23 protein-coding genes are annotated in these 22,627 nt (G+C 58.1%); 15 read left to right on the forward strand and 8 right to left on the reverse strand.

The features are described 5' to 3' along the window. Positions 1 to 125: 125 nt before the first annotated feature. From AO240_RS05920 to AO240_RS05945, 6 genes are all read right to left on the reverse strand, one after another. On the reverse strand, positions 126 to 1,484 hold the full coding sequence (locus AO240_RS05920) for a DUF1329 domain-containing protein (RefSeq protein ID WP_099235541.1): 1,359 nt from the start codon (positions 1,482 to 1,484) through the stop codon (positions 126 to 128). 26 nt (positions 1,485 to 1,510) lie between these two features. Further along, complete coding sequence (locus AO240_RS05925) at positions 1,511 to 3,301, reverse strand: DUF1302 domain-containing protein (protein WP_099235542.1); 1,791 nt, start codon at positions 3,299 to 3,301, stop codon at positions 1,511 to 1,513. Between the two features lie 535 nt (positions 3,302 to 3,836). Beyond that, positions 3,837 to 4,748 (reverse strand): SDR family oxidoreductase, encoded by a 912-nt coding sequence (locus tag AO240_RS05930; RefSeq protein ID WP_099235543.1) that lies wholly within the window; start codon positions 4,746 to 4,748, stop codon positions 3,837 to 3,839. 133 nt (positions 4,749 to 4,881) lie between these two features. After that, on the reverse strand, positions 4,882 to 5,784 hold the full coding sequence (locus AO240_RS05935; protein ID WP_099235544.1) for an alpha/beta fold hydrolase: 903 nt from the start codon (positions 5,782 to 5,784) through the stop codon (positions 4,882 to 4,884). Then, a complete protein-coding gene (locus AO240_RS05940; protein WP_099235580.1) occupies positions 5,784 to 6,224 on the reverse strand; it encodes a class II aldolase/adducin family protein in 441 nt (146 codons plus the stop codon). Before AO240_RS05940 ends, AO240_RS05935 begins: the two co-directional genes overlap by 1 nt. A 204-nt stretch (positions 6,225 to 6,428) precedes the next feature. Then, entirely contained in the window at positions 6,429 to 6,884 is a 456-nt protein-coding gene (locus AO240_RS05945; RefSeq protein WP_099235545.1) for a flavodoxin, read from the reverse strand. 129 nt (positions 6,885 to 7,013) lie between these two features. Between AO240_RS05945 and AO240_RS05950 the strand changes: the two genes are divergently transcribed. Further along, on the forward strand, positions 7,014 to 7,481 hold the full coding sequence (locus AO240_RS05950) for a PAS domain-containing protein (RefSeq protein WP_099235546.1): 468 nt from the start codon (positions 7,014 to 7,016) through the stop codon (positions 7,479 to 7,481). A gap of 57 nt (positions 7,482 to 7,538) precedes the next feature. Next, entirely contained in the window at positions 7,539 to 8,144 is a 606-nt protein-coding gene (locus AO240_RS05955; protein WP_099235547.1) for a hypothetical protein, read from the forward strand. Position 8,145: 1 nt separating this feature from the next. Here AO240_RS05955 and AO240_RS05960 read toward each other — a convergent pair whose 3' ends face one another. Then, the gene (locus AO240_RS05960; protein ID WP_099235548.1) at positions 8,146 to 9,102 is read right to left on the reverse strand and encodes a MerR family transcriptional regulator; all 957 of its coding nucleotides are present in this window, start codon (positions 9,100 to 9,102) and stop codon (positions 8,146 to 8,148) included. A 225-nt stretch (positions 9,103 to 9,327) separates the two neighbouring features. On the opposite strand from AO240_RS05960, the gene AO240_RS05965 reads away from it, so the two are divergent. From AO240_RS05965 to AO240_RS06020, 12 genes are all read left to right on the forward strand, one after another. Beyond that, positions 9,328 to 9,885, forward strand: coding sequence for a hypothetical protein (locus tag AO240_RS05965; protein ID WP_058414920.1), 558 nt, complete (start codon positions 9,328 to 9,330; stop codon positions 9,883 to 9,885). 57 nt (positions 9,886 to 9,942) lie between these two features. Next, complete coding sequence (gene folM / locus AO240_RS05970) at positions 9,943 to 10,653, forward strand: dihydromonapterin reductase (protein ID WP_099235549.1); 711 nt, start codon at positions 9,943 to 9,945, stop codon at positions 10,651 to 10,653. Positions 10,654 to 10,673: 20 nt separating this feature from the next. Further along, positions 10,674 to 11,234 carry a GTP cyclohydrolase I FolE gene (gene folE / locus AO240_RS05975; RefSeq protein ID WP_099235550.1) on the forward strand — a complete coding sequence of 187 codons (561 nt, stop codon included), beginning with the start codon at positions 10,674 to 10,676 and terminating at the stop codon, positions 11,232 to 11,234. Between the two features lie 2 nt (positions 11,235 to 11,236). After that, complete coding sequence (folX, locus tag AO240_RS05980) at positions 11,237 to 11,620, forward strand: dihydroneopterin triphosphate 2'-epimerase (protein WP_099235551.1); 384 nt, start codon at positions 11,237 to 11,239, stop codon at positions 11,618 to 11,620. 262 nt (positions 11,621 to 11,882) lie between these two features. After that, positions 11,883 to 12,179: a DUF1244 domain-containing protein gene (locus AO240_RS05985; RefSeq protein WP_099235552.1), complete on the forward strand. Its 297-nt coding sequence runs from the start codon at positions 11,883 to 11,885 to the stop codon at positions 12,177 to 12,179. Continuing rightward, complete coding sequence (locus tag AO240_RS05990; RefSeq protein WP_058414925.1) at positions 12,172 to 12,513, forward strand: HopJ type III effector protein; 342 nt, start codon at positions 12,172 to 12,174, stop codon at positions 12,511 to 12,513. The genes AO240_RS05985 and AO240_RS05990 overlap by 8 nt, the downstream gene beginning before the upstream one ends. Before the next feature lie 333 nt (positions 12,514 to 12,846). Continuing rightward, positions 12,847 to 14,898 carry a type VI secretion system tip protein VgrG gene (locus AO240_RS05995; protein WP_099235553.1) on the forward strand — a complete coding sequence of 684 codons (2,052 nt, stop codon included), beginning with the start codon at positions 12,847 to 12,849 and terminating at the stop codon, positions 14,896 to 14,898. Next, positions 14,895 to 15,614 carry a DUF4123 domain-containing protein gene (locus tag AO240_RS06000; protein ID WP_256585861.1) on the forward strand — a complete coding sequence of 240 codons (720 nt, stop codon included), beginning with the start codon at positions 14,895 to 14,897 and terminating at the stop codon, positions 15,612 to 15,614. Before AO240_RS05995 ends, AO240_RS06000 begins: the two co-directional genes overlap by 4 nt. Positions 15,615 to 16,181: 567 nt before the next feature. After that, the gene (locus AO240_RS28850; protein WP_256585862.1) at positions 16,182 to 16,520 is read left to right on the forward strand and encodes a hypothetical protein; all 339 of its coding nucleotides are present in this window, start codon (positions 16,182 to 16,184) and stop codon (positions 16,518 to 16,520) included. 106 nt (positions 16,521 to 16,626) lie between these two features. Then, positions 16,627 to 17,334, forward strand: a complete 708-nt coding sequence (locus tag AO240_RS06010) for a hypothetical protein (protein ID WP_099235581.1) — start codon at positions 16,627 to 16,629, stop codon at positions 17,332 to 17,334. A 50-nt stretch (positions 17,335 to 17,384) separates the two neighbouring features. Continuing rightward, positions 17,385 to 18,158 (forward strand): hypothetical protein, encoded by a 774-nt coding sequence (locus AO240_RS06015; protein ID WP_256585863.1) that lies wholly within the window; start codon positions 17,385 to 17,387, stop codon positions 18,156 to 18,158. 12 nt (positions 18,159 to 18,170) lie between these two features. Continuing rightward, positions 18,171 to 20,378 carry a lipase family protein gene (locus tag AO240_RS06020; RefSeq protein WP_256585864.1) on the forward strand — a complete coding sequence of 736 codons (2,208 nt, stop codon included), beginning with the start codon at positions 18,171 to 18,173 and terminating at the stop codon, positions 20,376 to 20,378. Between the two features lie 210 nt (positions 20,379 to 20,588). Here the strand turns inward: AO240_RS06020 and trxB are convergent, their stop codons facing one another. Beyond that, entirely contained in the window at positions 20,589 to 21,551 is a 963-nt protein-coding gene (gene trxB / locus AO240_RS06025; RefSeq protein ID WP_099235554.1) for a thioredoxin-disulfide reductase, read from the reverse strand. Positions 21,552 to 21,844: 293 nt separating this feature from the next. On the opposite strand from trxB, the gene cysZ reads away from it, so the two are divergent. Next, complete coding sequence (cysZ, locus tag AO240_RS06035) at positions 21,845 to 22,609, forward strand: sulfate transporter CysZ (protein WP_099235555.1); 765 nt, start codon at positions 21,845 to 21,847, stop codon at positions 22,607 to 22,609. Positions 22,610 to 22,627 lie beyond the last annotated feature (18 nt).

Below are 22,627 nucleotides of genomic sequence, written 5' to 3' on the forward strand. Positions count from 1 at the left end.
GCGCAGCGGCCCCTGTAAGACCGCTGCGGTGAGTCTGGTGTACCGAGTCGTCAGGTTTTGGGGCTGCTGCGCAACCCAACGCGAGCAAGCCCGCTCGCCACACACACAAATTACTCCTCCAAGGATCAGCGAACGCCCTCTGCGCGCAACGCTGCCGGGGTGTAGTCGGCCGCCTTGGCCGCGAAGCCGAACACGAAGCTGCTCTTCTCTTCGTTCTTCATGCCGAGTGCGAGGTAGCGGCCGGCGATGATGTCGTACAGGGTTTCCACGGTGTAGGCCGGCACTTGGTGGTCATAGTAGAACTGTGCATGGCCCTCGGCGATGCGCCACAGTTGGCCGCGGCCGTCGTAGTGGTCCACCAGCGCGACCTGCCAACTGTCTTCGTCGATGTACATGTGGCGCTTGGCGTAGATGTGTCGCTCGCTCGGCTTGACGGTGCCGACCACTTCCCACACCCGGTGCAGCTCATAGCGGGTCAGGTCCTGGTTGATATGCCCAGCCTTGATGATGTCGTCGTACTTGAGGCGCGGCGAATCCAGCTTGTAGCTGTTGTAGGGAATGTACATCTCCTTCTTGCCGACCAGCTTCCAGTCGTAACGGTCGGGCGCACCGGAAAACATGTCGAAGTTATCCGTGGTGCGCAGGCCATCGGAGGCCGTGCCAGGGCCGTCATACGAGACTTGCGGCGCGCGGCGCACGCGGCGCTGGCCGGCGTTGTAGATCCACGCCAGGCGCGGCTCCTTCACTTGGTCGAGCGTTTCGTGCACCAGCAGCACGTTGCCCGCCAGGCGCGCCGGGGCGGTGACCGACTGTTTGAAAAAACTCAGCACGTTGGCCGCCTTGGCCGGGTCGATGTCGGCGATGGCTTGCGGCACCGCGACTTCTTCCTCGAAGCGAATCGAGGTGTAGCTGCCGTTGGTTTGCGGGGTGGCCTGGGTGATGATGCGCCGCAGGTTGCCGCCGTGGTAACGGGTGATGTGGTTCCACAGCACCTCCACGCCGCTCTTCGGAATCGGGAACGCGTAGTAGCGGTTGCCGGTGAAATTTTCCAGGCCGTTGCCGTCGTTGATCGCGTGCACGTTCAGCGCACTGCGCTTGATCGACTCATAAATATCCGGCGGCAGGTTGACCGTGCGATGGCTTGGGTACACCGGGATCTTGTAGGTCTCGGGGTAGCGCTTGAACATCGCCACTTGGCCGTCGGAGAGTTTGTCTTTGTACGTGTTTACCGTGGCGGCGGTGATCACGAACAGCGGCTTTTCGTTGGCAAACGGGTCAGCGAGGAAGCCTTTGCTGTCGACCGCACCCGCGTTTTTAGGGATGCCGCCGGTCCAGGCCGGAATCGAGCCATCGGCATTGCCGGCTTTTTCGGAACCCATCGGCGTGAGGCTGGTGCCGAGCCTGGCAGCTTCTTCGGGCGGGACCGCCGCCAGCACGCTGGTCGCCAGCAAACTCAGGGCCATCACTGCAATTATCTTGTGCATAGGTACTTATCCTTGCTTTAACCCGATCAGAAGTTCACACCGACGCTGAGGGCGATAAAGTCGCGGTCGGTGAGGGTGTTGTAGTCGCCGCCAAAAAAGTCGGTGTAGCTCAGGCTGGCGGTGTAGGTGTTGCGGTAGTCCGCGTCCACGCCGAGGCTGACCGCCTTGGCACCTTCGTTGAACAAACCGTTGGGGCCATAGCCGCTGACGTCTTGGGACCAAGACACGTTGGGCTTGAGGTTCACCCCGGCGAACACGTTGTTGTAGTCGAGGATCGCGCGGGCGCGATAACCCCACGAATTGGCTGTGACAAAACCGTCGGTATCACCCTGAAAGCCGTAGGCGCCGAACACCGAATCGCGGCCGTAGCGCAGTTTGTTTTTGTCTTCCAGGCCGCCGACGTGCACAAAGGCCGCCTCGCCCACCAGCGTCAGCCGTTCAGCGCCCAGCACCTGGTCAAAGAACTGAGTCATGGTGCTCTGGATCTGGGTGATTGCTTTACGCCGATAGCCGGCGTTATCAGCGCCAAACGAACTGCGAATCGGCGAGGCGGTGTTCCCCGCAATCGGGTTGACCAGCGCCAGCGTCAGGTCGGTGGTGTTGAGTTGCACCGGCGCATTCGGCCGGTAGCTGATCTCGCCGGTCCACGCCGTGCCCGTCGGCAAGGTGGTGGAGAAGCTGGCACCGTACAGGCGAATGTCTTCCGGGTAATCGAGGTAATACTGGCCACGGCCGAGCATCGTGCTTTGGGCCAGGCCCGCACCGCTGCCAGGCGCGATGGCATTGGCGGTGGCGGCGATACGCCCGATGGTGGCCAGGTTGGTGTTGGCGGTAATGGTGCCCACGGTGGGCGTGCGGCTGTGGTAATTCATGAAGTACAGGCCGTACTCGGTGTCGTCGCCGAGCCAGCGCAACGCCGCGCCAAACTGGCCACTGTCGCGCGCATCACGGTCCTTGGCGCGCTGCACCACCACGCCTTCACGCGTGACCTGAAAGCCCTGGCCGAAAGCGGCCGCCACCGGTTGCAACGGTGCAATCGCCGGGCTGCCAACGGTGTAGTTGCCATTACAGCCGTGGGCCGCCACGTCGCCACCAAAGAATGTGCCGCAGTTATCCAGCACGGTGTTTTCCCAGTTCAACTGGTAAAAACCTTCCACCGACAACTGGTTGGTCAGGCTTTGGGAAGCGAACAGCATGTTGACCGGGATCAGGCCTTCCTTGATCTCGGCGCCCGGACGGCGGAAGGCCGAGACGTCGATGGGGTTGATGCTGTTGATCGAGTTACCGATAAACGTACTCTCGCCCCAACTCACCACCTGCTTGCCGACGCGCACGTTGCCCGGCAGGTCGCCAATCGAATAGTTGTGATAGAAGAACGCATCGAGCAATTCGTAGCCGGAAGAGCGGGCGCCCTCGTCGCGATGGTGATTGCTGATCTGCTTGAATTCGCGGTCTTCGTCCTGCAACTCAAAGTCGTACCAGTACTTGCCGCGCACAAACACGCCGCTGTCGCCGTACTTGAGTTCCAGGTCGTGAATGCCCTTGAAGATCTTGGAGAAGGTCTCGCCCTTCTTGAAGTTGAGTCGCCCGTCATCCCCGGTGGTTGCCTGGCCCGTGCCGCCGTTGGGTGTGCCCACAAGTTTTTTGTCGGCATCGCGCATGCCCCAACTGGCACCCACCGACAGCGAAGAATCGAATTGCCCTTCGATCTCGCCAATATTGAACGAAACAGCCTGTGCCTGGGCACAGCATCCCAACGCAACCGCAGCGGCGAGCGCCTGTGGCGTGAAGATGGCGCGCATTGTTGTTTTTGTCATGCGTCTTCCCCGGTGAGTGACAGAAGGCTCCACCGTACTGCCGCCGATCAAGAGCGATAAGCGCACCAAAGGAGTATTCGTGTTGTCGCTCGAAAGGATTAGCCGGCCCGCAGGCCGGGGTCCGCGTACGGCCATGGATTGGGTAGATAGCGGGTTATCAAGTGGATGGATACACGCCACTTAAGCTGCAAGCTTTAAGCGGTGAGCGGCAAGGGGTATTGAGGTGGGCCGGGAATATTGTTGCGGTTTTCGTAACAGTCCTTGTCGTGAACCGCTATTACTCAATTTGTTACAGACGATTATTCTTAGCGGGCTTTCAGGGCCAATGGCCCGCTTGCGTCACTGCACGAAAAGTCTGATTCCAATGGATTGATCTGCTGTATCAATCTGTTAGCGCTGTTCACTGACGTTGATTTGTCGCTCCTTGATCCAACGTCTGACTTCGGCCGCTGCTTTTGCAGCGGCTTTTTTTATGCGCGCAAAAAAACGGGGCGCTCTTCGCGCCCCGCATGATTGAACAATGTTCAAGCAATGATCAGCCGCCGAACCTCTGCAAATTCGCCATCATCTCCTTCAAAGACTCGACCGTGTCCTTGGGATGCGCGGCGCCTTCGAAGTCACAAATCTGCGCCCAATGCGCCGCCACGTCATCGGCTGAGAACCCGGCCTGCGGGTCAAACCCCACGCCCAGGCTGCGCTCCCAGCGGGTCTTGCCGACCCAGCCGCCACCCACTTCAAACAGCCCCGAGGTTTCCTGGCAGACCTCGCTGCCCAAGTACACCACCAGTGGGCTGATCAACTCCGGTTTGAGGCGCTCGAACACCTGCGGTGGGATCAAGCCCTCGGTCATGCGCGTGCCGCCGGTGGGCGCGATGGCGTTGACCAGAATGTTGTGTTTGCGCCCTTCCAGCGCCAGGGTGCGGGTCAAGCCGTACAAACCCAACTTGGCCATGCCGTAGTTGGATTGGCCGAAGTTGCCGTAGATGCCCGACGTGGACGCGGTAAAAATCACGCGGCCATAACCTTGCTCGCGCAGATGCGGCCAGACGGCGCGGGTCACTTTGTAAGCGCCTTCGACATGCACCCGGTAAACCAGGTCCCAGTCGCTGTCGTCCATTTTGTGGAAGGTCTTGTCGCGCAGAATACCGGCGTTATTCACCACCACGTCGATGCGGCCGAATACATCGAGCGCGTTCTGCACGATCTTGTCACCGTCGGTGACGGAGTCATGGTTGGCTTCGGCAATGCCGCCCGCCTCGCGTATTTCGGCGACCACCCGGTCGGCAGCCGACGCATTTGCGCCCTCGCCCTGAGTGGAACCACCGAGGTCGTTGACCAGTACTTTGGCCCCGTGCCTGGCGAACAGCAGCGCATGCGCACGGCCCAAGCCGCCGCCGGCACCGGTGACGATCACGACCTTATCCTTGAACTGCACTGACTCACTCATACCGAACTCCGCTGGCCACAATGGGAATGGCGTGAGTGTCAGACACGCAGCCTTTGGTCACAATAAAGACGGCCGAGGCTGAATGGTGCCCGATAAGGCAGCGCGATGATGATGGCTGCCGGATGCGTGTCGCTCAGGAACAGGCGACACGCGGCGCTGGCTGACCAATGCGCTCGCGAAACGCCAGGTAATGCTTAAGCACCAGCACCGGCGCCTCGATGTGTGGGTAGTGACCAATAGAGGGCAACAACACGCTGTCGGCACCGGGCACCAACTGGTGATAGCGCTCCACCATATGGGCGCCGGAGATCGGGTCGACTTCGCCGTCGATCACCCGCAACGGCACCTCGTCACGTTGCATCGCCGCCAGCCAGCGCTCACGCAGGCGGCGACGCTGAGGAATGTAGGCGATCAGTTTGTGCAGGATGCGTGGGCCATCATTGCAATTGATCAGGCTCCAAAAATCATCCAGCGCGCTTTCACTGGGCGGCGTGTCGGGGCCGAAAATCTGCCTGAAACTGTTCGACAAGGCCGTGCGCCCATAAGCGCGACCGATCATCCAGCCGAGCGGGCTGAGCAACAGTTTTTGCACGAGCGCCGGCCGATGGGTTTCGGGGAACAGCCCGCCGTTGAGAAAGACACAGCTGGCCAACCGAAAACGCCCTTCGTAATGGCGGGCCAATAGCTCTTGGGCAACGCTGTCGCCGTAGTCATGGGCCAACACATGCACCGGCTGCGTGACTCGAAGGTGGTCGAGCAGCGCCTGTTGCAGGTCGGCCTGCTCCAACAGGCAGTATTCATGGTCCAGTGGCTTGGCCGATTCGCCAAACCCGAGCATGTCGCACGCGATCACTAGATTGCGTTGCGCCAGCGGCTGCCACAGGTAATGAAAGTCCCAACTGGCGGTGGGAAAACCATGAATCAACAGCAACGGTTCGCCCTGCCCGGCCACCCAGTAACGAATCGTGTGGCCACGAAAGACGAATTCCTGGCCACGTTTGCGCCAGACGCTAAGCGGAATTTCGGCGAGAGGCATCAGCTTTTATACTCAGGGTCTTGCGCGTCCAATTTACCTGACAGCACCGGCCACGCCAGCGCCCCTCCCATACCTTGGGCACTCTGGGTGACAGCCGCCACCATCGCCTTGGCACCGGCCAGAATCTGCGGTTCGATGGTGATCAACTCTGCCCCTCCGTTCTGCGCCAGCACCTGTATATCGCAGGCGCGCTGGAAGGTGAACATCATCAGGAAAGTGTCGGCAATGCTACTACCGCAGGTCAGCAGGCCGTGGTTGTGCAACATCAGGAAGTCGTCAGTGCCCGGCACCTTGGCCGAACTATGCGTGAAACTCAGGTCATCCCAACCCTGTGGCGCCACCAGGCGATAGCTGGCGGCCAGGTCGACACGGGTTTGCCATTCGGCAGCGCTGACCTGCTCTTTGACAGTCTGTGAGGATTGAACGGGCGATAAGCTCACGGCAACGACCTCCATGGCGGGCTTTCTTATTATTTTTTTGGGTGAAGGCCAGTCTAGTCAGACGCCGCGCGGCAAGTAGTTGCCTTCGCAGCCAGCTTAATGACCGAGCGAGTCAGCCATTAGAATAGTACACGCCGCGTCAGCGCGGCGGCGCCAATAAAAGCGCTACCCACCGCGTGACACGGGCAGGCAGCGAACCTGTGGTCAACCGCGCAGTGCAGTCACCAGCTCGGCGAGCCACGGTTCAGCGTCCGTTTCCGGGGTGACACTTTCACTCGCGTCCAGGCGCAGCATCGGCAGCACTTCGCGCACGCCGAGTTCGACGAACAGCTCACGCAGTTGCTCGCCGCCAGCGCAAAAGGTATCGCCATAACTGGCGTCGCCAAGGCCGATCACCGCGCCGGGCAGGCCGCGCCAGGCGCCAGGCAGTTGGTCGCGAATGCTCGAATATAGAGGTTGCAGGTTGTCTGGCAGTTCGCCCATGCCGGTGGTCGAGGTCACCGCCAAAAAGGCCTGCGGGGCAAAGGCCTGCACGTCTGCCAGGCTGGCGCGAGGGTTGTGCCAGGCGTCAAAACCCGCTGCATTGAGGAGGTCGGCAGCGTGGCGGGCGACTTCTTCAGCCGTGCCGTAAACCGAGCCGGAAAGGATGGCGACTTTCATCAATCTGATCCTGTGGTTAAGCGAAAGCGTGGGATATTAGCAGTTGGCGCAGATATTTCAGCGCGTGCCGTGCAACACTCAACCTGTGCCATACACTCCAAGTGCCAGAAACACGCCATGGACCGCTCTATGATTAATGCCCAACTGATGCAAATGGTCGTCAATGCGTCCAACGACGGCATCGTCGTCGCCGAACGCGAAGGCCAGGACAAACCACTGATCTACGTTAACCCCGCGTTCGAACGCATGACCGGCTACACCCTGGATGACATCCTGTATCAGGATTGCCGCTTCCTGCAGTCGGGTGACCGTGACCAACCTGGCTTGCTGGCCATTCGTGAAGCGCTTGGCGGCGGTCGGCCCTGCCGGGAAATAGTGCGCAACTACCGCAAGGACGGCACGCGCTTCTGGAACGAACTGTCGATTTCGACGGTGTATAACGAAGCTGACAAGCAGACCTATTTCGTCGGCGTACAAAAAGATGTCACCACACAGGTGAAAGCGCAGTTGCGCGTCGCGCAGTTGGAAGCGCAAGTGGCCGAGCTTAAAGAGCAGTTGGCGGCACTCAAGTCGACGAGCGGCCATAACCCGCTGTAAATAACCCCGTCGTTAGAGCAATATTGGTTTTTTATTACTTAACCCTTGAGCAACATCATGCAACGCGACGCTTTACTGACGCAGGACGAAATGGAGTTTATCCAGGACATGGCGCATAACCCGCAGCTCAACCTGCGGGATACGTGGTCGAGCCTGACCGTCAACGGCGGTGCACAGATTCGCGATTTGCTCACCCGGTTGGCCGCTCACGACAACGTGACCATTCAGGCGCAGTTCGACAACCAGCAACTGACCTTCCCCTTGCACCTGGTGGAAGACGAGTTTCATGCGGTTCATCTGCGTTTGGGCGTGCCGAGCATTTTCGAAGACGGCCCGATGATCCGCCCCTGGCGCCTGGTGCTCGAAAAGCCGGTGGCACTGGAGAACGTGAAAAGCATCCCTGGCGCTTTGTGGGTGCATGAGGTGTCGTTCAAGGGCGTGCTGCTGGAGAACCGTGGCCGCGGCAAACCACCCAAAACCTTTTGCCTGCGGTTCAGCCCGTCCGGTTACGAACGCATTGCGTTGCGCGGCACGCTGGAGCGGGAAACCGCCCGGGGTTTATTCGCCTACCGCCTGAGCCAAAGTGATGTGGATGAAATAGCGCGCCTGCGCCAGTTCATCCTGCACCAGCACCGCCTGGTTCACCCACACTTACACGCCTGATTCAGCTGTCCAACCGGCCACTGATAAATTGCTGCAGCCGGCGTTGCATCAAACGCCCTTCATTGCCCAGACAGCCGATGGAACTACCTGCCAAGGTGTCTTGCGCCAGGTCGCACGCATCGCCGGCCAGCAGCAAGGGGCAATTGAGCGTCAGCGCAAGGCGCTTGAGCCGCACCGGTAAATCACTGGTCGGCGAGCGGTTGGAAAACAGCACCAAGGCCTGTGGCCGCATTTTTTCGCAGACCAGCGTTAATTCGTCGAACGGCTGACCGACGCCGATGATTTTCACCGCCAGCGCTTCTCCCGACATCAATAAGCCTGCGACCAGTAACTCAAGCTCGCGGCACTCTGCGTCAATCGCCGACAACAGCACCCTGGGCACCGGCAGCTCGCAGGCCAACTGCAAGCGCTGCGCAGTGCGCGAGCGCAGGAAGTTATCAAAGAACAGCCATTCACTGGCTTGACCAAAACGCCCTTGATGGCGCTGCAGTTGTTGCCACAGCGGCATCAGAATGTCTTGAAAAGCAACGTTGACAGGGTAAGCCGAGAAAATCCGGCCGTAGACGCGGTCCAGTTCGCGGTCATCAAAATCACTGATTGCCAGGCGCATCTGTGCTTGCAGTTGGCGCCAATCATCTTGGGTATCCGCAGACTGCGCGCCGCCGGGTACCTCGTGCGATTCTTCACGCGCGAGAATCTTGCCGACCTTGCTCACAGCCACGCCGCGTTCGATCCACTCCAGAATGCGCTGCACGGTGTTGATATCGGTGCTCGAATACAACCGATGCCCGCTTTCGGTGCGCGTGGGCTGGATCAAACCGTAGCGACGCTCCCACGCGCGCAACGTAACCGGGTTTACCCCGGTGACCCTTGCGACTTCGCGAATCGGAAACAACCCCTCGGCGTCGACGTCGTCGACCTGTGTGGTTTCGCGTTGAAGATCAATGATTTCAGGCATCAGTGGGGGCAAGCTGCCGGTTGAAGTTGAATCCCATTAACGCTGATTGAGGCGTCTGATTCAAGGTCTACGGCAATCCGTCCGAAGTCTCTGGTGTATTCAGGTAAAACAGGAATAATCCTTGCTTGCTGCTTGTGCGACAAAGAGCAACGTAGTGGCCTACCCGCCGCCACGTTTGTGCGCCGCCTACCCGGCTTAGCGCACCTGATTACTTGGAGATACACAATGTCTACCTCACCCGTCACCCTGATGGTTGCGCGCCGCGTGGCAAAAGGGCGCTATGAAGAACTGATGGCCTGGCTGCGCGAAGGCGAGCAACTGGCCACCGACTTCCCCGGTTACCTGGGTTCCGGCGTGCTGGCACCGCCGCCCAATGATGATGAATTCCAGATCATCTTCCGCTTCGCCGATGAAAAAACCCTGCATGCCTGGGAATTCTCCGCCTCACGCAGCACCTGGTTAAGCCGTGGCAGCGAGCTGTTCGCCGACCCGTCCGAGCACCGCGTCAGTGGCATTGATGGCTGGTTTGGCGCCGTGGGTGCACGACCGCCGCGCTGGAAGCAGGCAGTGGCCATTTGGCTGGCATTCTTCCCGGTGTCGCTGCTGTTCAACTTCGTGCTGGGGCCACTGCTCGGCGAGCTGGACCTGTTCACCCGCGTGCTGGTCAGTACGCTGGCGCTCACACCGCTGATGGTTTACGTGTTCATCCCGCTCTCGACGCACCTGCTGGCGAGCTGGCTGCACCCGACCGTAGCGCGCAAGGTCACCGAAGCCGCTGCGTGAGTACAGGGGCGACCGCTCGCTGGTATAGTTTCAACTTGCCCGCGACGTGAGCCTCCCATGACTGCAACAGACGCCCCGATCCTGATCACCGGTGCCGGCCAGCGTGTCGGCCTGCATTGCGCCGAGCGCCTGCTGGACGAAGGCCATTCGGTGATTTTCAGCTACCGCAGCGAACGCGCCGGCGTGCACACGTTGCGCGAGCGCGGGGCGGTCGGCGTGTTTGCCGACTTCTCAAGCGAAGCCGGCATTCTTGCGTTCATCACAGCACTGAAAGCGCACACCCATAGCCTGCGCGCGATCATCCACAACGCCTCGGCCTGGGTCGCGGAAACCCCTGGCGACGAAAGCCGCGCTTTCGCCGATATGTTCAGCGTGCACATGCTTGCGCCTTACCTGATCAACCTGCATTGTTCACCCTTGCTGCAACGCTCTGCACCTGCCGACATCGTGCACGTCAGCGATGACGTGGTGCGCAAGGGCAGCCGCCAGCACATCGCCTACTGCGCAACCAAGGCCGGGCTCGACAGCTTGACGTTATCGTTCGCCGCTCAATTTGCGCCGCACATCAAGGTCAACGGTATCGCTCCGGCCATGGTGATGTTCAACGAAGGCGATGACGCGGCCTACCGCGCCAAGGTGCTGGCCAAATCTGCCGTGGGCATCGAGCCCGGGCCGGAGGTGATCTACCAGAGCGTGCGTTACCTGCTGGACAACCCCTATGTCACCGGAACCACCCTGACCGTCAACGGCGGGCGGCATATCAAGTAAGCCGTTTGTGAGGATGTTGTATGACCTTGTCCCTGCCCCACCACTACCACGAGATACTCAAAGGACTGGGTGAAGACCCGGCACGCGAAGGCCTGCTCGACACCCCGAAGCGCGCCGCCAAGGCCATGCAGTACCTGTGTCACGGCTACACGCAGAACCTGGACGAAATCGTCAACGGCGCGCTGTTCGCGTCCGACAATGACGAGATGGTGATCCTCAAAGACATCGAACTGTATTCGCTGTGCGAGCACCACCTGCTGCCCTTTATCGGCAAGGCCCATGTGGCCTATATTCCGACCGGCAAGGTACTCGGCCTGTCGAAGCTTGCGCGCATTGTCGACATGTTCGCGCGGCGCCTGCAGATTCAGGAAAACCTCACGCGGCAAATCGCCGACGCGATCCAGCAGGTCACTCAGGCCGCCGGCGTAGCGGTGGTCATCGAAGCCAGGCACATGTGCATGATGATGCGCGGCGTGGAAAAACAGAACTCAACCATGAACACCTCGGTGATGCTCGGCGCGTTCCGCGAATCGAACACCACGCGCATGGAGTTCCTGCAACTGATTGGACGGAGCAAGTAACAATGCCACAACTTCAACCAGGCATGGCGCGCATCCGGGTCAAGGACCTGTGCCTGCGCACCTTCATCGGCATCAACGAGGACGAGATCCTCAACAAGCAGGATGTGTTGATCAACCTGACCATTCTGTACGCCGCTCAAGAAGCCGTGCGCGACAATGATATAGACCACGCGCTGAATTACCGCACCATCACCAAGGCCATCATCGCCCACGTCGAAGGCAACCGCTTCGCCCTGCTCGAGCGCCTGACCCAGGAACTGCTGGACCTGGTGATGAGCAACGAATCGGTGCTGTACGCCGAAGTCGAAGTGGACAAACCGCACGCGCTGCGCTTTGCCGAATCGGTGTCGATAACGCTCGCGGCGAGCCGTAACCAGCAAGTTTGAAGCTGCAAGCCGCTAGCTGCAAGCTACAAGCTGCCCCTGTTCCAACTTGCAACTTGAAGCTTGCCTGCTGAAAGCTGCCCCTGTTCCAACTTGCAGCTTGAAGCTTGCCTGCTGAAAGCTGCCCCTGTTCCAACTTGCAGCTTGAAGCTTGCCTGCTGAAAGCTGCCCCTGTTCCAACTTGCAGCTTGAAGCTTGCCTGCTGAAAGCTGCCCCTGTTCCAACTTGCAGCTTGCCTGCTGAAAGCTGCCCCCAAGAGAACTCTATGAACGATCAACAACGCCTGGAACTTGAAGCCGCCGCCTTCCGCCGCCTGGTAGCGCACCTGGACAGCCGCAAGGATGTACAGAACATCGACCTGATGAACCTCGCAGGCTTCTGCCGCAACTGCTTGTCCAAGTGGTACAAAGCCGAAGCCGACCAGCGCCACATCGAGCTGAGCCTGGATGACGCCCGCGAAGTGGTGTACGGCATGCCGTATGCGCAGTGGAAAGCCGAGCATCAAAAAGAAGCCAGCGCCGATCAACAGGCGGCGTTCGCCAAAGGAAAAACCCATGACTGACCTGAACACCCTGCGCGCCAGCCTCGACAGCGGCGAACACCTGTTTGCCGACACTCTGGCTTTTATTGCCGCAGGTTACGACTATCAGCCGCAAGCCTTCACCAACGGCGCGGTGGAAAACGCTGCCGGGCAGAACGAAGGTTCGTGCAAAACGCTGGGCCTGGCGTTGCTGGAAGGCTTGAGCGATCAGCAAGCGCTGCTCGCGTTTGGCGAGCATTACCGCTCGGTAGTGGCGACGCCTGAGGGCAGCGACCACGGCAACATTCGTGCTTTGATTGCACAGGGTTTGGCCGGCGTGAAGTTCACCGCGCAACCGCTGACGCGAAAGTCCTGAGTCAGCCCCACGTACAAAAAGTCTTGGCACCTGAGATGGTTTTATCAAGCCATCCATTTCAACCTGGTTTACAGCCTTGAACGCCGGGTAGCGCTGACGCGCTATCTGGCACATGGCGTGTGAGATTTAGCCCTCTATAACCGCTAAGTGCGGTAACCGCGCAAGTCATGCAACGTGACTTCGGCGCAGGCTTACGAACGGTCGGACAGCCGTGTCGGAAGCGTCCTGCATCAGTTTTTTTTCCGGTTTGTTAGCGTGCCCGACACTTAAGCGTGTTCAAGCCAGAGGCCTGAGCATTGCCTGCCGCCCCGCTCTCGGATGAAGGAAAAGCGCATGTACGCGCCGGCCAATACTGCGCACTTCGCGTTGGTGATTCCCACTGTTCGCAACGACTTCAAGGTGCTGGCGTTTCACGGCACCGAAGCCATCAGCACCTTGTACGCGCTCCAGGTTGAACTGGTCAGCGAGTACCCTGATTTCGATCTGGAGAGCCTGCTCAGTCAGCCGGCTTTTTTGCAGTTTGGCCTGAACGGCGAAGGTATTCATGGGCGCATCGAGGAGGTGTGCGTGGGTGAAGCCGGCAAGCGCCTGACCCGTTATCACCTGACCTTGGTACCGGCTCTGCACTACTTGCAGTTCAGCCATGATCAACGGATTTTCCAACAGTTGACGGTGCCGCAAATTGTCAGCCAGGTACTCAATGGCCACGGTATTCAGGGCGATTCATACACCTTTCATGTCAGCGCCCGCCCAGCGCGCGAATACTGCACTCAATACCTGGAAAGTGACTTCGAATTCGTTCAACGGTTGTGCAGTGAAGACGGGATTTCGTGGCACCACCAACACAGCCCGGATGGCCACCAGTTGGTCTTCACCGACAACCAGGCCTGCTTCCCTTTGCTGGGTGACACGCCGTATCAGCAAGGCACTGGCCTGGTGGCTGATCACCCGGTCGTCAGCGAGTTTTCCATACGGTTCAGCACTCGCACCAGCAAGGCCACACGCCGGGGCTATGATTTCCAACGCCCGAGCTTGCTGCGCGAAAGCCAGTTTACTGCCGAGTTCAGCCCTGCGCTTGAAGACTACGGTTACCCGCATCTGATCGAGAATGAAAAACTCGGCAAGCAGCTCGCCCGACAGGCGCTGGAGCGACACCGCGCCGACTACCAGTTGGCCGAAGGCAAAAGCGACCAGCCAACCCTGCGCAGCGGTTACTTTTTCAACCTGACTGAGCATCCGCGTGCGCAGTGCAATGAGTTGTGGTTGTTGCTCAGTGTGACCCACTCCGGCAAACAACCGCAGGTGCTTGAAGAAGCAATCAGTGATGAGGTTAAACCCGAAGACGGCTTTACCCAAGGTTACCGAAACAGCTTCAGTGCGATCCCGTGGGACGTGTTCTACCGCCCGCCGCTGGTCTTGCGCACGTCGGTGTTGGTCAGCCAGACCGCCCGTGTCACGGGTCCTGAGGGCCAGGAAATTTTCTGTGATGAACACGGGCGGGTCAAGGTCGAGTTCCACTGGGACCGCGCCGAACTGGGCAGCGACAAAAGCAGCCGTTGGCTGCGGGTCTCATCCAGTTGGGCGGGCGATAGTTTTGGTTGCGTGACCATCCCGCGCGTCGGCATGGAAGTGGTGGTGACCTACCTGGAAGGTAACCCCGACAACCCGCTGATTACCGGCTGTGTGCCTAACCAGCTCACACCGGTGCCGTACGCTTTACCGGAGAACAAAACCAAAACTGTGTTGCGTAGCCACAGCTCTCCGGCGAGTGGCGGCTACAACGAGCTGTCGATTGAAGACCGCAGCGGCCAGGAGCTGATTTACCTGCGGGCTCAGCGCGACATGGAGCAAAAGGTCATCAATGACAGCCGACTGGAGGTGGGTAACGAGCGCAGGCAAACCATCCACGGCAACAGCACCACGCTGCTCGGGGCGCAAGAACACCGCACCGTCAGCGCTGACCGCAAAGTTCTGCTCAAGGCGAATGACCATTTGCGGGTCGCCGGCAGCAGCCACACCCGTGTGGGTCAAACGCTGGTGATTGAGGGCGGCCAAGAAGTGCACCTCAAATCCGGGGCCAACATCATCATTGATGCCGGAGCCAGCATTACCTTCAAAGGCGGTGGCCAACACATCGTGATAGGCCCTGGCGGTATTTTCAGCAGTACCGAGGTTCAAATCGGCGGCGCACCTGCGCGAGGGACGCCCGCCAAACCGTTATCGCCGGGCGAACTGACGGCCTCGGCGACCCCATCCGAACTGCCAATACTCGCCCCGACGCAAGCGTTGCTGACAGCCGCCAGCAACGTCAAAGGCGCTGACGCGTGCCCGCTTTGCGAGGCCTGCAAGAACGGCCTTTGCCTGCCCCAAGGAATGACAGCATGACGGCCACCTGCCCTCGGCAATGGATGCTCGAACAGCTCACACTCGACCGCACGCTGTGCCTGATCCTCGGCTCGGGGAGCGAACTCGACGCCCGCCACGCCTTGTTGAACACCCGCACACCTGATCAGCACCGCAACGTATACCGGGAAACCCAAGCCTGCGATTTGGCCGATGCGGGGCCTTTAATACTCCACGTCGACCACCCGGACGATGAACGCATCACAGGACTGGTGCAGGTGCCCGAGCGCAATTGGGGCTGGCTGGCGAGTATCGGCAAAGATGACCTGCCTGCGCTGAGCCAGCACTGGCGCGAGCGCTTGATTACCGGCACACGGCCCAACCAGGCGCTGTACCGTTTTCACGATAACCGCGTGCTGGGCCGAGCCTTGCGGCATATGCCGGAAGAGGCACGCCCTGCGTACCTCGGGCCGGCGATCAGTGTGTGTTATTGGCACGGCGCAGGCTGGGAAATCGCCCACAACCCGGCTCCCGGCGAACACCCGCTGCCTGCCGACCCGCCATGGCTGAATGTTCCAGTGCCGGCAAGCCTGTCGATGGAGATGCTTCAGTCGAATATTTACCGGTATCTGTGGGCAGAACACAGCGACGACCTGATGCGACTCAGCCAACGCCAAGACCCCGGCGAGTGGCTGACGGAACAACTCTCGCAGGCTCAGGAGTGGGGAGGTCGGCGCCTGAGCAGGTGCATTTTTTGATTATCAGCAAGCTGAATGAAGCTGAGCCGCCACTTATAAAAAATTGGTTACCTCATAACGGCGAAGCGCCGCAGGTTCACTTCGAGCGCCTGTTTAATGAAGTGAATTTCTGGTCTGGGGAGTCATCAGTGTGAGGGTTTTAGGTCGGGTTAATCCGCAGTGTTTTCGGGGCTTGTTTGCGTGCGCAATAGCGTTGGGAGTTTCGGGCTGTTCGATACTGCAGACGGAGAGTTTTACTTTTCAGGCTGAATTGCCGGAAAACTTTACTGTTGGTGCGGTTACACATTACGAATCAGCATCAGGCGAGATGTGCTCTAAGCGTAAAGCTTTTCGCAGCAAGGAACGCAACGCGGCGCAACTTATTGAACTCCAGCTACCGCTCACAGACACAGCGAAGGGCTGTTCAATGGTTCTGAAAAAGGTTGTGCTACATATAACGGGGCAGTGGGGCAAGCGTGAACTGGACATGAGTCTTCAACGGGCCAGTATAACAATACGCGACGAGCCGTCAGAAACAGTTCACCCTTTCCCTATTTCGGGACCCCTTGTCTTTCAGGGGCAGTGCCAGTGGTTTTTCCGCACGGCAGGACAGAAACGCTATATCAGGAAATCCTAGAGTGCCGAGCGCTAGACGCAAATGGCGTTGTGCAAAAACAGCTTGCGGGTGCAGCGTTGCAACGTGATCAGTTAGCGGGCAAGACGGTGAAAATGGTGCTGACGGTGGCGAGAGAAGAGCTGCCAGCAGTTGGTGACAACTGGATTAAGTTTCCAACCGGCTGGAAGCGATGTATGGGGAAAGGACTTGATGATTTATACGGTTTTTGCCGTGAAAACATCACAGATTTTAAGTCTTTCAAAATGCCTGATGGACGTGACTGTAGCGTCTACCCCAACTGTACTGAATAAGGACATAAAAAATGGGCACGTATAAACCTATGTCACTGGAGCAATCCGCATGATGTGCGTACGACACGTTACGCCCCACTACCTTAGATTCTTATTTGCTAGCGCGATGGCGTTGGTAGTTTCGGGCTGTTCGATAGTGCAGCCAAAAAGCTTTACTTTTCAGGCTGAATTGCCGGAAAACTTTACTGTTGGTGCGGTTACACATTACGAATCAGAATCAGGCGGGATGTGCTCTAAGCGTAAAGCTTTTCGCAGCAAAGAACGCAACGCGGCGCAACTTATTGAACTCCAGCTACCGCTCACAGACACAGCGAAGGGCTGTTCAATGGTTCTGAAAAAGGTTGTGCTCCACATCGAGGGGAAGTGGGGCGAGCGTGAACTGGACATGAGTCTACAACAAGCCAGTATATCAATACGCGACGAGCCTTCAGAAACAGTTCGCCCTTTCCCTATTTCGGGACCGCTTGTCTTTCAGGCGCAGTGCCAGTGGTTTTTCCGCACGGCGGGGCCGAAACGGTATATCAGGAAAATCCTAGAGTGCCGAGCGCTAGACGCAAATGGAGTTGTGCAAAAACAGCTTGCGGGTGCAGCGTTGCAACGTGATCAGTTGGCGGGCAAGACCGTGAAAATGGTGCTGACGGTGGCGAGAGAGGAGACGCCGTACTTTGGGCGTTCATGGCTAGAAACACCAAAGGGTTGGAAGCCTTGCGTCGAAACGAAAGAAACTTTTCGCTGCCAGGCTCCACCGACCTTCACTGATTTCAAAATGCCTGATGGACGTAACTGCACCGTCTACCCCAACTGCACCGAATAAGGACATCAAACGATGGGTTCGTATAGATCTATGCCACTGGAGCAATCAGCATGATGTGCGTACGACACGTTAAGCGCCACTACCTGAGGTTCTTATTTGCAAGCGCCATGGCGTTGGGAGCTTCGGGTTGTTCAGTAGCGCCACCAGAAAATTTTACTTTTCAAGCCGAATTACCCGAAAACTTTAATATTAGTGCGGTTACCTACTACGAATCAGCATCAAACGAGGCGTGTTCATCGCATAAAGTTATCAAGGATGGGCAACCCGAAGTAACACGGCTAGCTGAACTCACGTTGCCGCTAACAGACGCGGCAAAGGGATGCTCAATGGTGTTGAAACGTGTCGCGCTGAATATCGAAGGAAAATGGGGAAAGCGTGATCAGGACATGGATATGGACTCTGCCGGTTTATCAATCCGAGATGACCCGTCACAAAATGTCCGCATTTTCCCCAATACGGGACCGCTAGTCTTTCAAGGGCAATGCCAGTGGTTATTTCGCACAATGGGTTCGCGTCGTTACATCGTAAAAATCTTACAGTGCCGGGCGTTGGACGCGAATGGCGTCGTGCAGAAAAGCCTTCCGGGTGCAGCGTTGCAACGTGATCAGTTGGCGGGCAAGACCGTGAAAATGGTGCTGACGGTGGCGAAAGAAGAGCTGCCTTATTTTGACCGCTATTGGATAAAAACGACTAGTGGATGGAAACCGTGCAAGGGGAATTGGGGGCGCGACATTGAAGAACTGTGTGTAACTCCGCCTCAATTCAAACCTTTCAAAATGCCTGATGGGCGTAACTGCACCGTCTACCCCAACTGTACCGAATAAGGACATCGAACGATGGGTTCGTATAGACCGATGGAAGATGTGCATAGGCCCTCTTTTAGCGACAAGATGTTTGCCTGCCCATTAAAGGGGCATTGGATTAGTTTTCAGCTAGTGGACGAGTTCGGTGATGGCAAACCGTATGCTGGTCTCAGCTATATCCTTCAGGACAGCGCAGAGCAGAAATATACAGGAGCGCTGGACGCCCAAGGATTTGCTAAAGTTGAAGACTGTTATCGAGGACCTGCCGTACTGACGATCGACAATAAGTATCAAGGAGGCGCTGATATTTGGTATGAAAAAATCGTGGATAGAAAGTTTTATCCACTCCCAATCACCGAACTCCAAGTCCGTGCCGAACAAACCCGCTTCTTTCACAAAGATGGATTCCCTGCCGAACACAACCCCGCGTTAAAAGCGGGAGACACATTTATCCAAGTGGAAGTGCGGGACTTGGTCAAACAGCGCGCGCATTTACCGCCGCCCCTTAAACGTAAATACCCGCCGAATGACCTCTTAATCAGAGCACTTGATGAACTGAGGCTAAGCCCAGAGCCGTTATCTCTGAAAGGTGTCGGGCTGCTGTCTAACCGGCACACGCTACTGCAGGTTCGCCCCCTGCGTGCATTCAGGCCCATGCTCTCAACCGATAATGCCTTCAGCGCACTCAACCTGTACCAGCTCGCAATAATGTCGAACTTGAGCTACAACAATTTCGGCCAAAAACCCGCCAAAGAACCTGTGGACACCGTGAGCTTCCCACTGGAACCCAGTGTGGGTAACTTTTTTGGTGAAGCGCTTCCCAACTATCAAGAAAGCTGGAAGGTGGACAGTTCGCAGTCGCCGGTTCACCGTTTCTACCCACTGTATGAGGAAGTTCCTTACTCGAAGCGCTTTGAGATTTTACCGTTCGACCCAACCCTCTATGAGCAAAACAAGCCGAGCGACACTCAGGAACACCCTGCCAATCAGCATTTTTTTGATGACACCAGTAAGTACTGGCTAAGCGGCAAGAGCACACAAGCGTTCATTACGCATCATGATGAGGTGATTTTGATCGCTATCCGTGGAACATTGGAGTTGTCAGATTGGTGGCGTGACGCGGATGCGGCGCAAGTACCTTTCAGCGAGGGTAAAGGCAACGTCCATCACGGTTTTTACGATGCGTATAAGGCGTTGAAGACGTTTGTTCAGAACTATTTGGATAGGTTTCATATCGGCCAAAAAATCATTATCAGCGGCCACAGCCTGGGCGGCGCGATTGCACTACTACTGGCCGAAGCACTGCGATCTGACGAAACCTTGAACTACGACGTTCTCCTCTACACCTACGGATCGCCGCGTGTAGGTGATGCCACATTCGTCGCCGCTGCCGAGCCGCTGACGCACCACCGCATGGTCAACAACAACGACATGATCCCCGGCGTACCCGCACCGTGGATGAACGCACGGCGAAGCATTTGGATTACCGGGCTTGCGGGACTTTTTATTACCAACCCGGTGTTAGGCATTTTAATTTTCGTGGCAGGCCTGGTTCGGGTGGGTGGCGCGCCTTATGAGCATCACGGCACGTTGCATCACTTTATGCCGGTGAACTTCAACGAGAAGCAACTTTCGTCGATTCTCTGGAACCCGGGGTGTGACTCCCTTGAAGAGGCCGCCTGCACGCGTGCGCTGGCCAAAGACGGCGACCTGCCGTTTCGGGGTGGTTTTATCGATCAGGCCATGAGTCTTGCTGATCACAGTATACCGGGGGCCTATATCCCGTTTTCCTGGGCGACCTTTAGACGCTGGCAACAAACCGAGGAAACCAGGGGCACGGTGGTGACTCAACGTGAATACGATGTGGTGGCGTCGGCACTGACGACCATGCGCAGCAAGGTGCACGACCAACGCAAGCGAACAATGGACACGCTGCGCTATTGCAACAACGACCCCGAGTACCTGCAAACGGTGAGCGAGTTGTCCGACGAGTATTACAAGCTGCAAGATTCACTGCAGCGGCTTGAACGATTACGCGTGCGCGCACTGAGGCGGGTGGATGTTTACGGCAGCGCGGCGCACTCGCCCAACCTGGAAGCCGCTCTGCAACGCTGGAAGGGCCAGCGGGAGAACACACTGCAGGTGCAAATTGCGATGATTCCCGAGCCGGACGATGTCGCTTCGATGTTCGCCTCCCGCAGCAGTGGGCCATATACATTCGACATCGATTCGATTACCTAGCGTGGGCAGTTGACGACCATCAACGCCTGAGCCCGGCATGGATCAACATGTGGGAGGGGGCTTGCTCCCGATAGCGGTGTAACAGCCAGACTATCTGTAGCTAATACACCGACATCGGGAGCAAGCCCCCTCCCACCGTTGACCTGTGCGGGTCATTAAATCCAGCACAAAAAAAACCGGCCTCGCAGCCGGTTTTTTCATTTCAATGGTTTAGAACGATGCGTCCTTCAAACCATCCAGGTAACGCTCGGCATCCAGCGCCGCCATGCAGCCGGCGCCGGCCGAGGTGATGGCCTGGCGGTAGACGTGGTCAGCCACGTCACCGGCGGCAAAGATGCCGTCGATGTTGGTCGAGGTGGCGTTGCCTTCGCGGCCGCCCTGTACGACCAGGTAGCCGTCTTTGGCTTCCAGCACGCCTTCGAACAGCGAGGTGTTCGGGGTGTGGCCGATGGCGATGAATACGCCGTCGACTTTCAGCTCGTCGAAGCTGCCGTCGTTGTTTTTCAGGCGGGCACCGGTCACGCCCATGTTGTCGCCCAGGACTTCGTCGAGGGTGGCATTGAGCTTGAGGATGATTTTGCCTTCAGCGACGCGGGCGTGCAGCTTGTCGATCAGGATCTTCTCGGCGCGGAACGTTTCGCGGCGGTGAACCAGGGTCACGGTGCTGGCGATATTGGCCAGGTACAGCGCCTCTTCGACAGCGGTGTTGCCGCCACCGACCACGGCGACCGGCTTGTTGCGGTAGAAGAAACCGTCGCAGGTAGCGCAGGCCGAAACACCCTTGCCCATAAACGCTTCTTCCGACGGCAGGCCCAGGTAACGGGCGCTGGCGCCAGTGGCGATGATCAGCGCGTCACAGGTGTAGACGCCATTGTCGCCGGTCAGGCTGTAAGGCTTTTTCGAGAAATCGACTTGGTTGATGTGGTCGAAAACGATCTCGGTTTCAAAACGCTCGGCGTGCTCTTTCATACGCTCCATCAGCACCGGGCCGGTCAGGCCGTGAACGTCGCCCGGCCAGTTGTCGACTTCGGTGGTAGTGGTCAACTGACCACCCGCCTGCATGCCGGTGATCAGCAACGGCTTGAGGTTGGCCCGGGCAGCATAAACGGCAGCGCTGTAACCGGCAGGACCGGAACCAAGAATAATCACTCGCGAATGACGGGTATCAGACATGACTCACTCCTATCGACCGCCCGCACAACAAGGCGGCTGGAATAAAAAAGGACCGCGAAACACTTGGGGAAGTGCTTGAACTCGCAGGCCCTGAAAATAATGGTTGAAGCGTAACGAGGGGCGCAAGATTAAGGAAATACGCAATAACAATCCAGCTCATAGGCGGTCTCTATGCAGTCGACGCGGTTAATCGACGCCTTTGTTACCGTTGATGTCGTCACACCGGCGGTGCTTTCGCCTTGAATGCAAAGCCGGTAAGGTCGGCGCGTTCGTCCTCTTGCTCGGAGTTCTCCATGCCCGCCCCTGTACTTTCTGGCCCGCAATACCTGCGTGAAGGCCTCAAATTGGTGTTAAGCCCTGGCTTGCGCCTGTTTGTACTGCTGCCGCTGGCAATCAACCTGGTGCTGTTTGTCGGTTTGATCTATTTCGCCGGCCATCAGTTCAGCCTGTGGGTCGACCATTTGATGCCGACGCTGCCAAGCTGGCTGAGCTTTTTGAATTACCTGTTATGGCCGTTGTTTGTGGTGCTGGTGGTGCTGATGGTGTTTTTCACCTTCACCATGCTTGCCAATATCATCGCCGCGCCGTTTAACGGGTTTCTCGCCGAGAAGGTCGAGGTGGTGATACGCGGCACCGATGACTTCCCGCCGTTCAGTTGGGGTGAGCTGGTGGCGATGGTGCCGCGCACCCTGGCGCGCGAAATGCGCAAGCTGGGGTACTTCCTGCCACGCGCCATCGGTTTGTTTATCCTGTCGTTCATTCCCGTGGTCAACCTGATTGCCGCGCCGCTGTGGCTGTTGTTCGGCGTGTGGATGATGGCGATCCAGTACATCGACTACCCGGCGGACAACCACAAGCTGGGCTGGAACGAAATGCTCGCCTGGCTGCGCCAGAAACGCTGGCAGAGCATGAGTTTTGGCGGCATCGTCTACCTGGTGTTGCTGGTGCCGGTGGTCAACCTGCTGATGATGCCGGCAGCGGTGGCGGGCGCCACGCTGTTCTGGGTGCGTGAACAAGGCGCCGAGACGATGGCCCGGAAAACCGTGACGCCGTCATAAATCCATCATCCCAATGCC

This window comes from Pseudomonas sp. ICMP 460, assembly GCF_002723595.1.
GTDB classification, from domain to species: Bacteria; Pseudomonadota; Gammaproteobacteria; order Pseudomonadales; family Pseudomonadaceae; genus Aquipseudomonas; species Aquipseudomonas kitaguniensis.

Excerpts from the sequence above, each read along its gene's own strand:
- AO240_RS05990 (WP_058414925.1), top strand. The coding sequence starts at position 12,172 with ATGACTGACCTGAACACCCTGCGCGCCAGCCTCGACAGCGGCGAACAC.
- folE (WP_099235550.1), top strand. The coding sequence starts at position 10,674 with ATGACCTTGTCCCTGCCCCACCACTACCACGAGATACTCAAAGGACTG.
- AO240_RS05920 (WP_099235541.1), bottom strand. The coding sequence starts at position 1,484 with ATGCACAAGATAATTGCAGTGATGGCCCTGAGTTTGCTGGCGACCAGC.
- AO240_RS05985 (WP_099235552.1), top strand. The coding sequence starts at position 11,883 with ATGAACGATCAACAACGCCTGGAACTTGAAGCCGCCGCCTTCCGCCGC.
- trxB (WP_099235554.1), bottom strand. The coding sequence starts at position 21,551 with ATGTCTGATACCCGTCATTCGCGAGTGATTATTCTTGGTTCCGGTCCT.
- AO240_RS05945 (WP_099235545.1), bottom strand. The coding sequence starts at position 6,884 with ATGAAAGTCGCCATCCTTTCCGGCTCGGTTTACGGCACGGCTGAAGAA.
- AO240_RS05995 (WP_099235553.1), top strand. The coding sequence starts at position 12,847 with ATGTACGCGCCGGCCAATACTGCGCACTTCGCGTTGGTGATTCCCACT.
- AO240_RS05935 (WP_099235544.1), bottom strand. The coding sequence starts at position 5,784 with ATGCCTCTCGCCGAAATTCCGCTTAGCGTCTGGCGCAAACGTGGCCAG.
- AO240_RS05950 (WP_099235546.1), top strand. The coding sequence starts at position 7,014 with ATGATTAATGCCCAACTGATGCAAATGGTCGTCAATGCGTCCAACGAC.
- AO240_RS06000 (WP_256585861.1), top strand. The coding sequence starts at position 14,895 with ATGACGGCCACCTGCCCTCGGCAATGGATGCTCGAACAGCTCACACTC.
- cysZ (WP_099235555.1), top strand. The coding sequence starts at position 21,845 with ATGCCCGCCCCTGTACTTTCTGGCCCGCAATACCTGCGTGAAGGCCTC.
- AO240_RS06020 (WP_256585864.1), top strand. The coding sequence starts at position 18,171 with ATGGGTTCGTATAGACCGATGGAAGATGTGCATAGGCCCTCTTTTAGC.
- AO240_RS06015 (WP_256585863.1), top strand. The coding sequence starts at position 17,385 with ATGATGTGCGTACGACACGTTAAGCGCCACTACCTGAGGTTCTTATTT.
- AO240_RS06010 (WP_099235581.1), top strand. The coding sequence starts at position 16,627 with ATGGCGTTGGTAGTTTCGGGCTGTTCGATAGTGCAGCCAAAAAGCTTT.
- AO240_RS05930 (WP_099235543.1), bottom strand. The coding sequence starts at position 4,748 with ATGAGTGAGTCAGTGCAGTTCAAGGATAAGGTCGTGATCGTCACCGGT.
- folM (WP_099235549.1), top strand. The coding sequence starts at position 9,943 with ATGACTGCAACAGACGCCCCGATCCTGATCACCGGTGCCGGCCAGCGT.
- AO240_RS05955 (WP_099235547.1), top strand. The coding sequence starts at position 7,539 with ATGCAACGCGACGCTTTACTGACGCAGGACGAAATGGAGTTTATCCAG.
- AO240_RS05925 (WP_099235542.1), bottom strand. The coding sequence starts at position 3,301 with ATGACAAAAACAACAATGCGCGCCATCTTCACGCCACAGGCGCTCGCC.
- folX (WP_099235551.1), top strand. The coding sequence starts at position 11,237 with ATGCCACAACTTCAACCAGGCATGGCGCGCATCCGGGTCAAGGACCTG.
- AO240_RS05960 (WP_099235548.1), bottom strand. The coding sequence starts at position 9,102 with ATGCCTGAAATCATTGATCTTCAACGCGAAACCACACAGGTCGACGAC.
- AO240_RS05965 (WP_058414920.1), top strand. The coding sequence starts at position 9,328 with ATGTCTACCTCACCCGTCACCCTGATGGTTGCGCGCCGCGTGGCAAAA.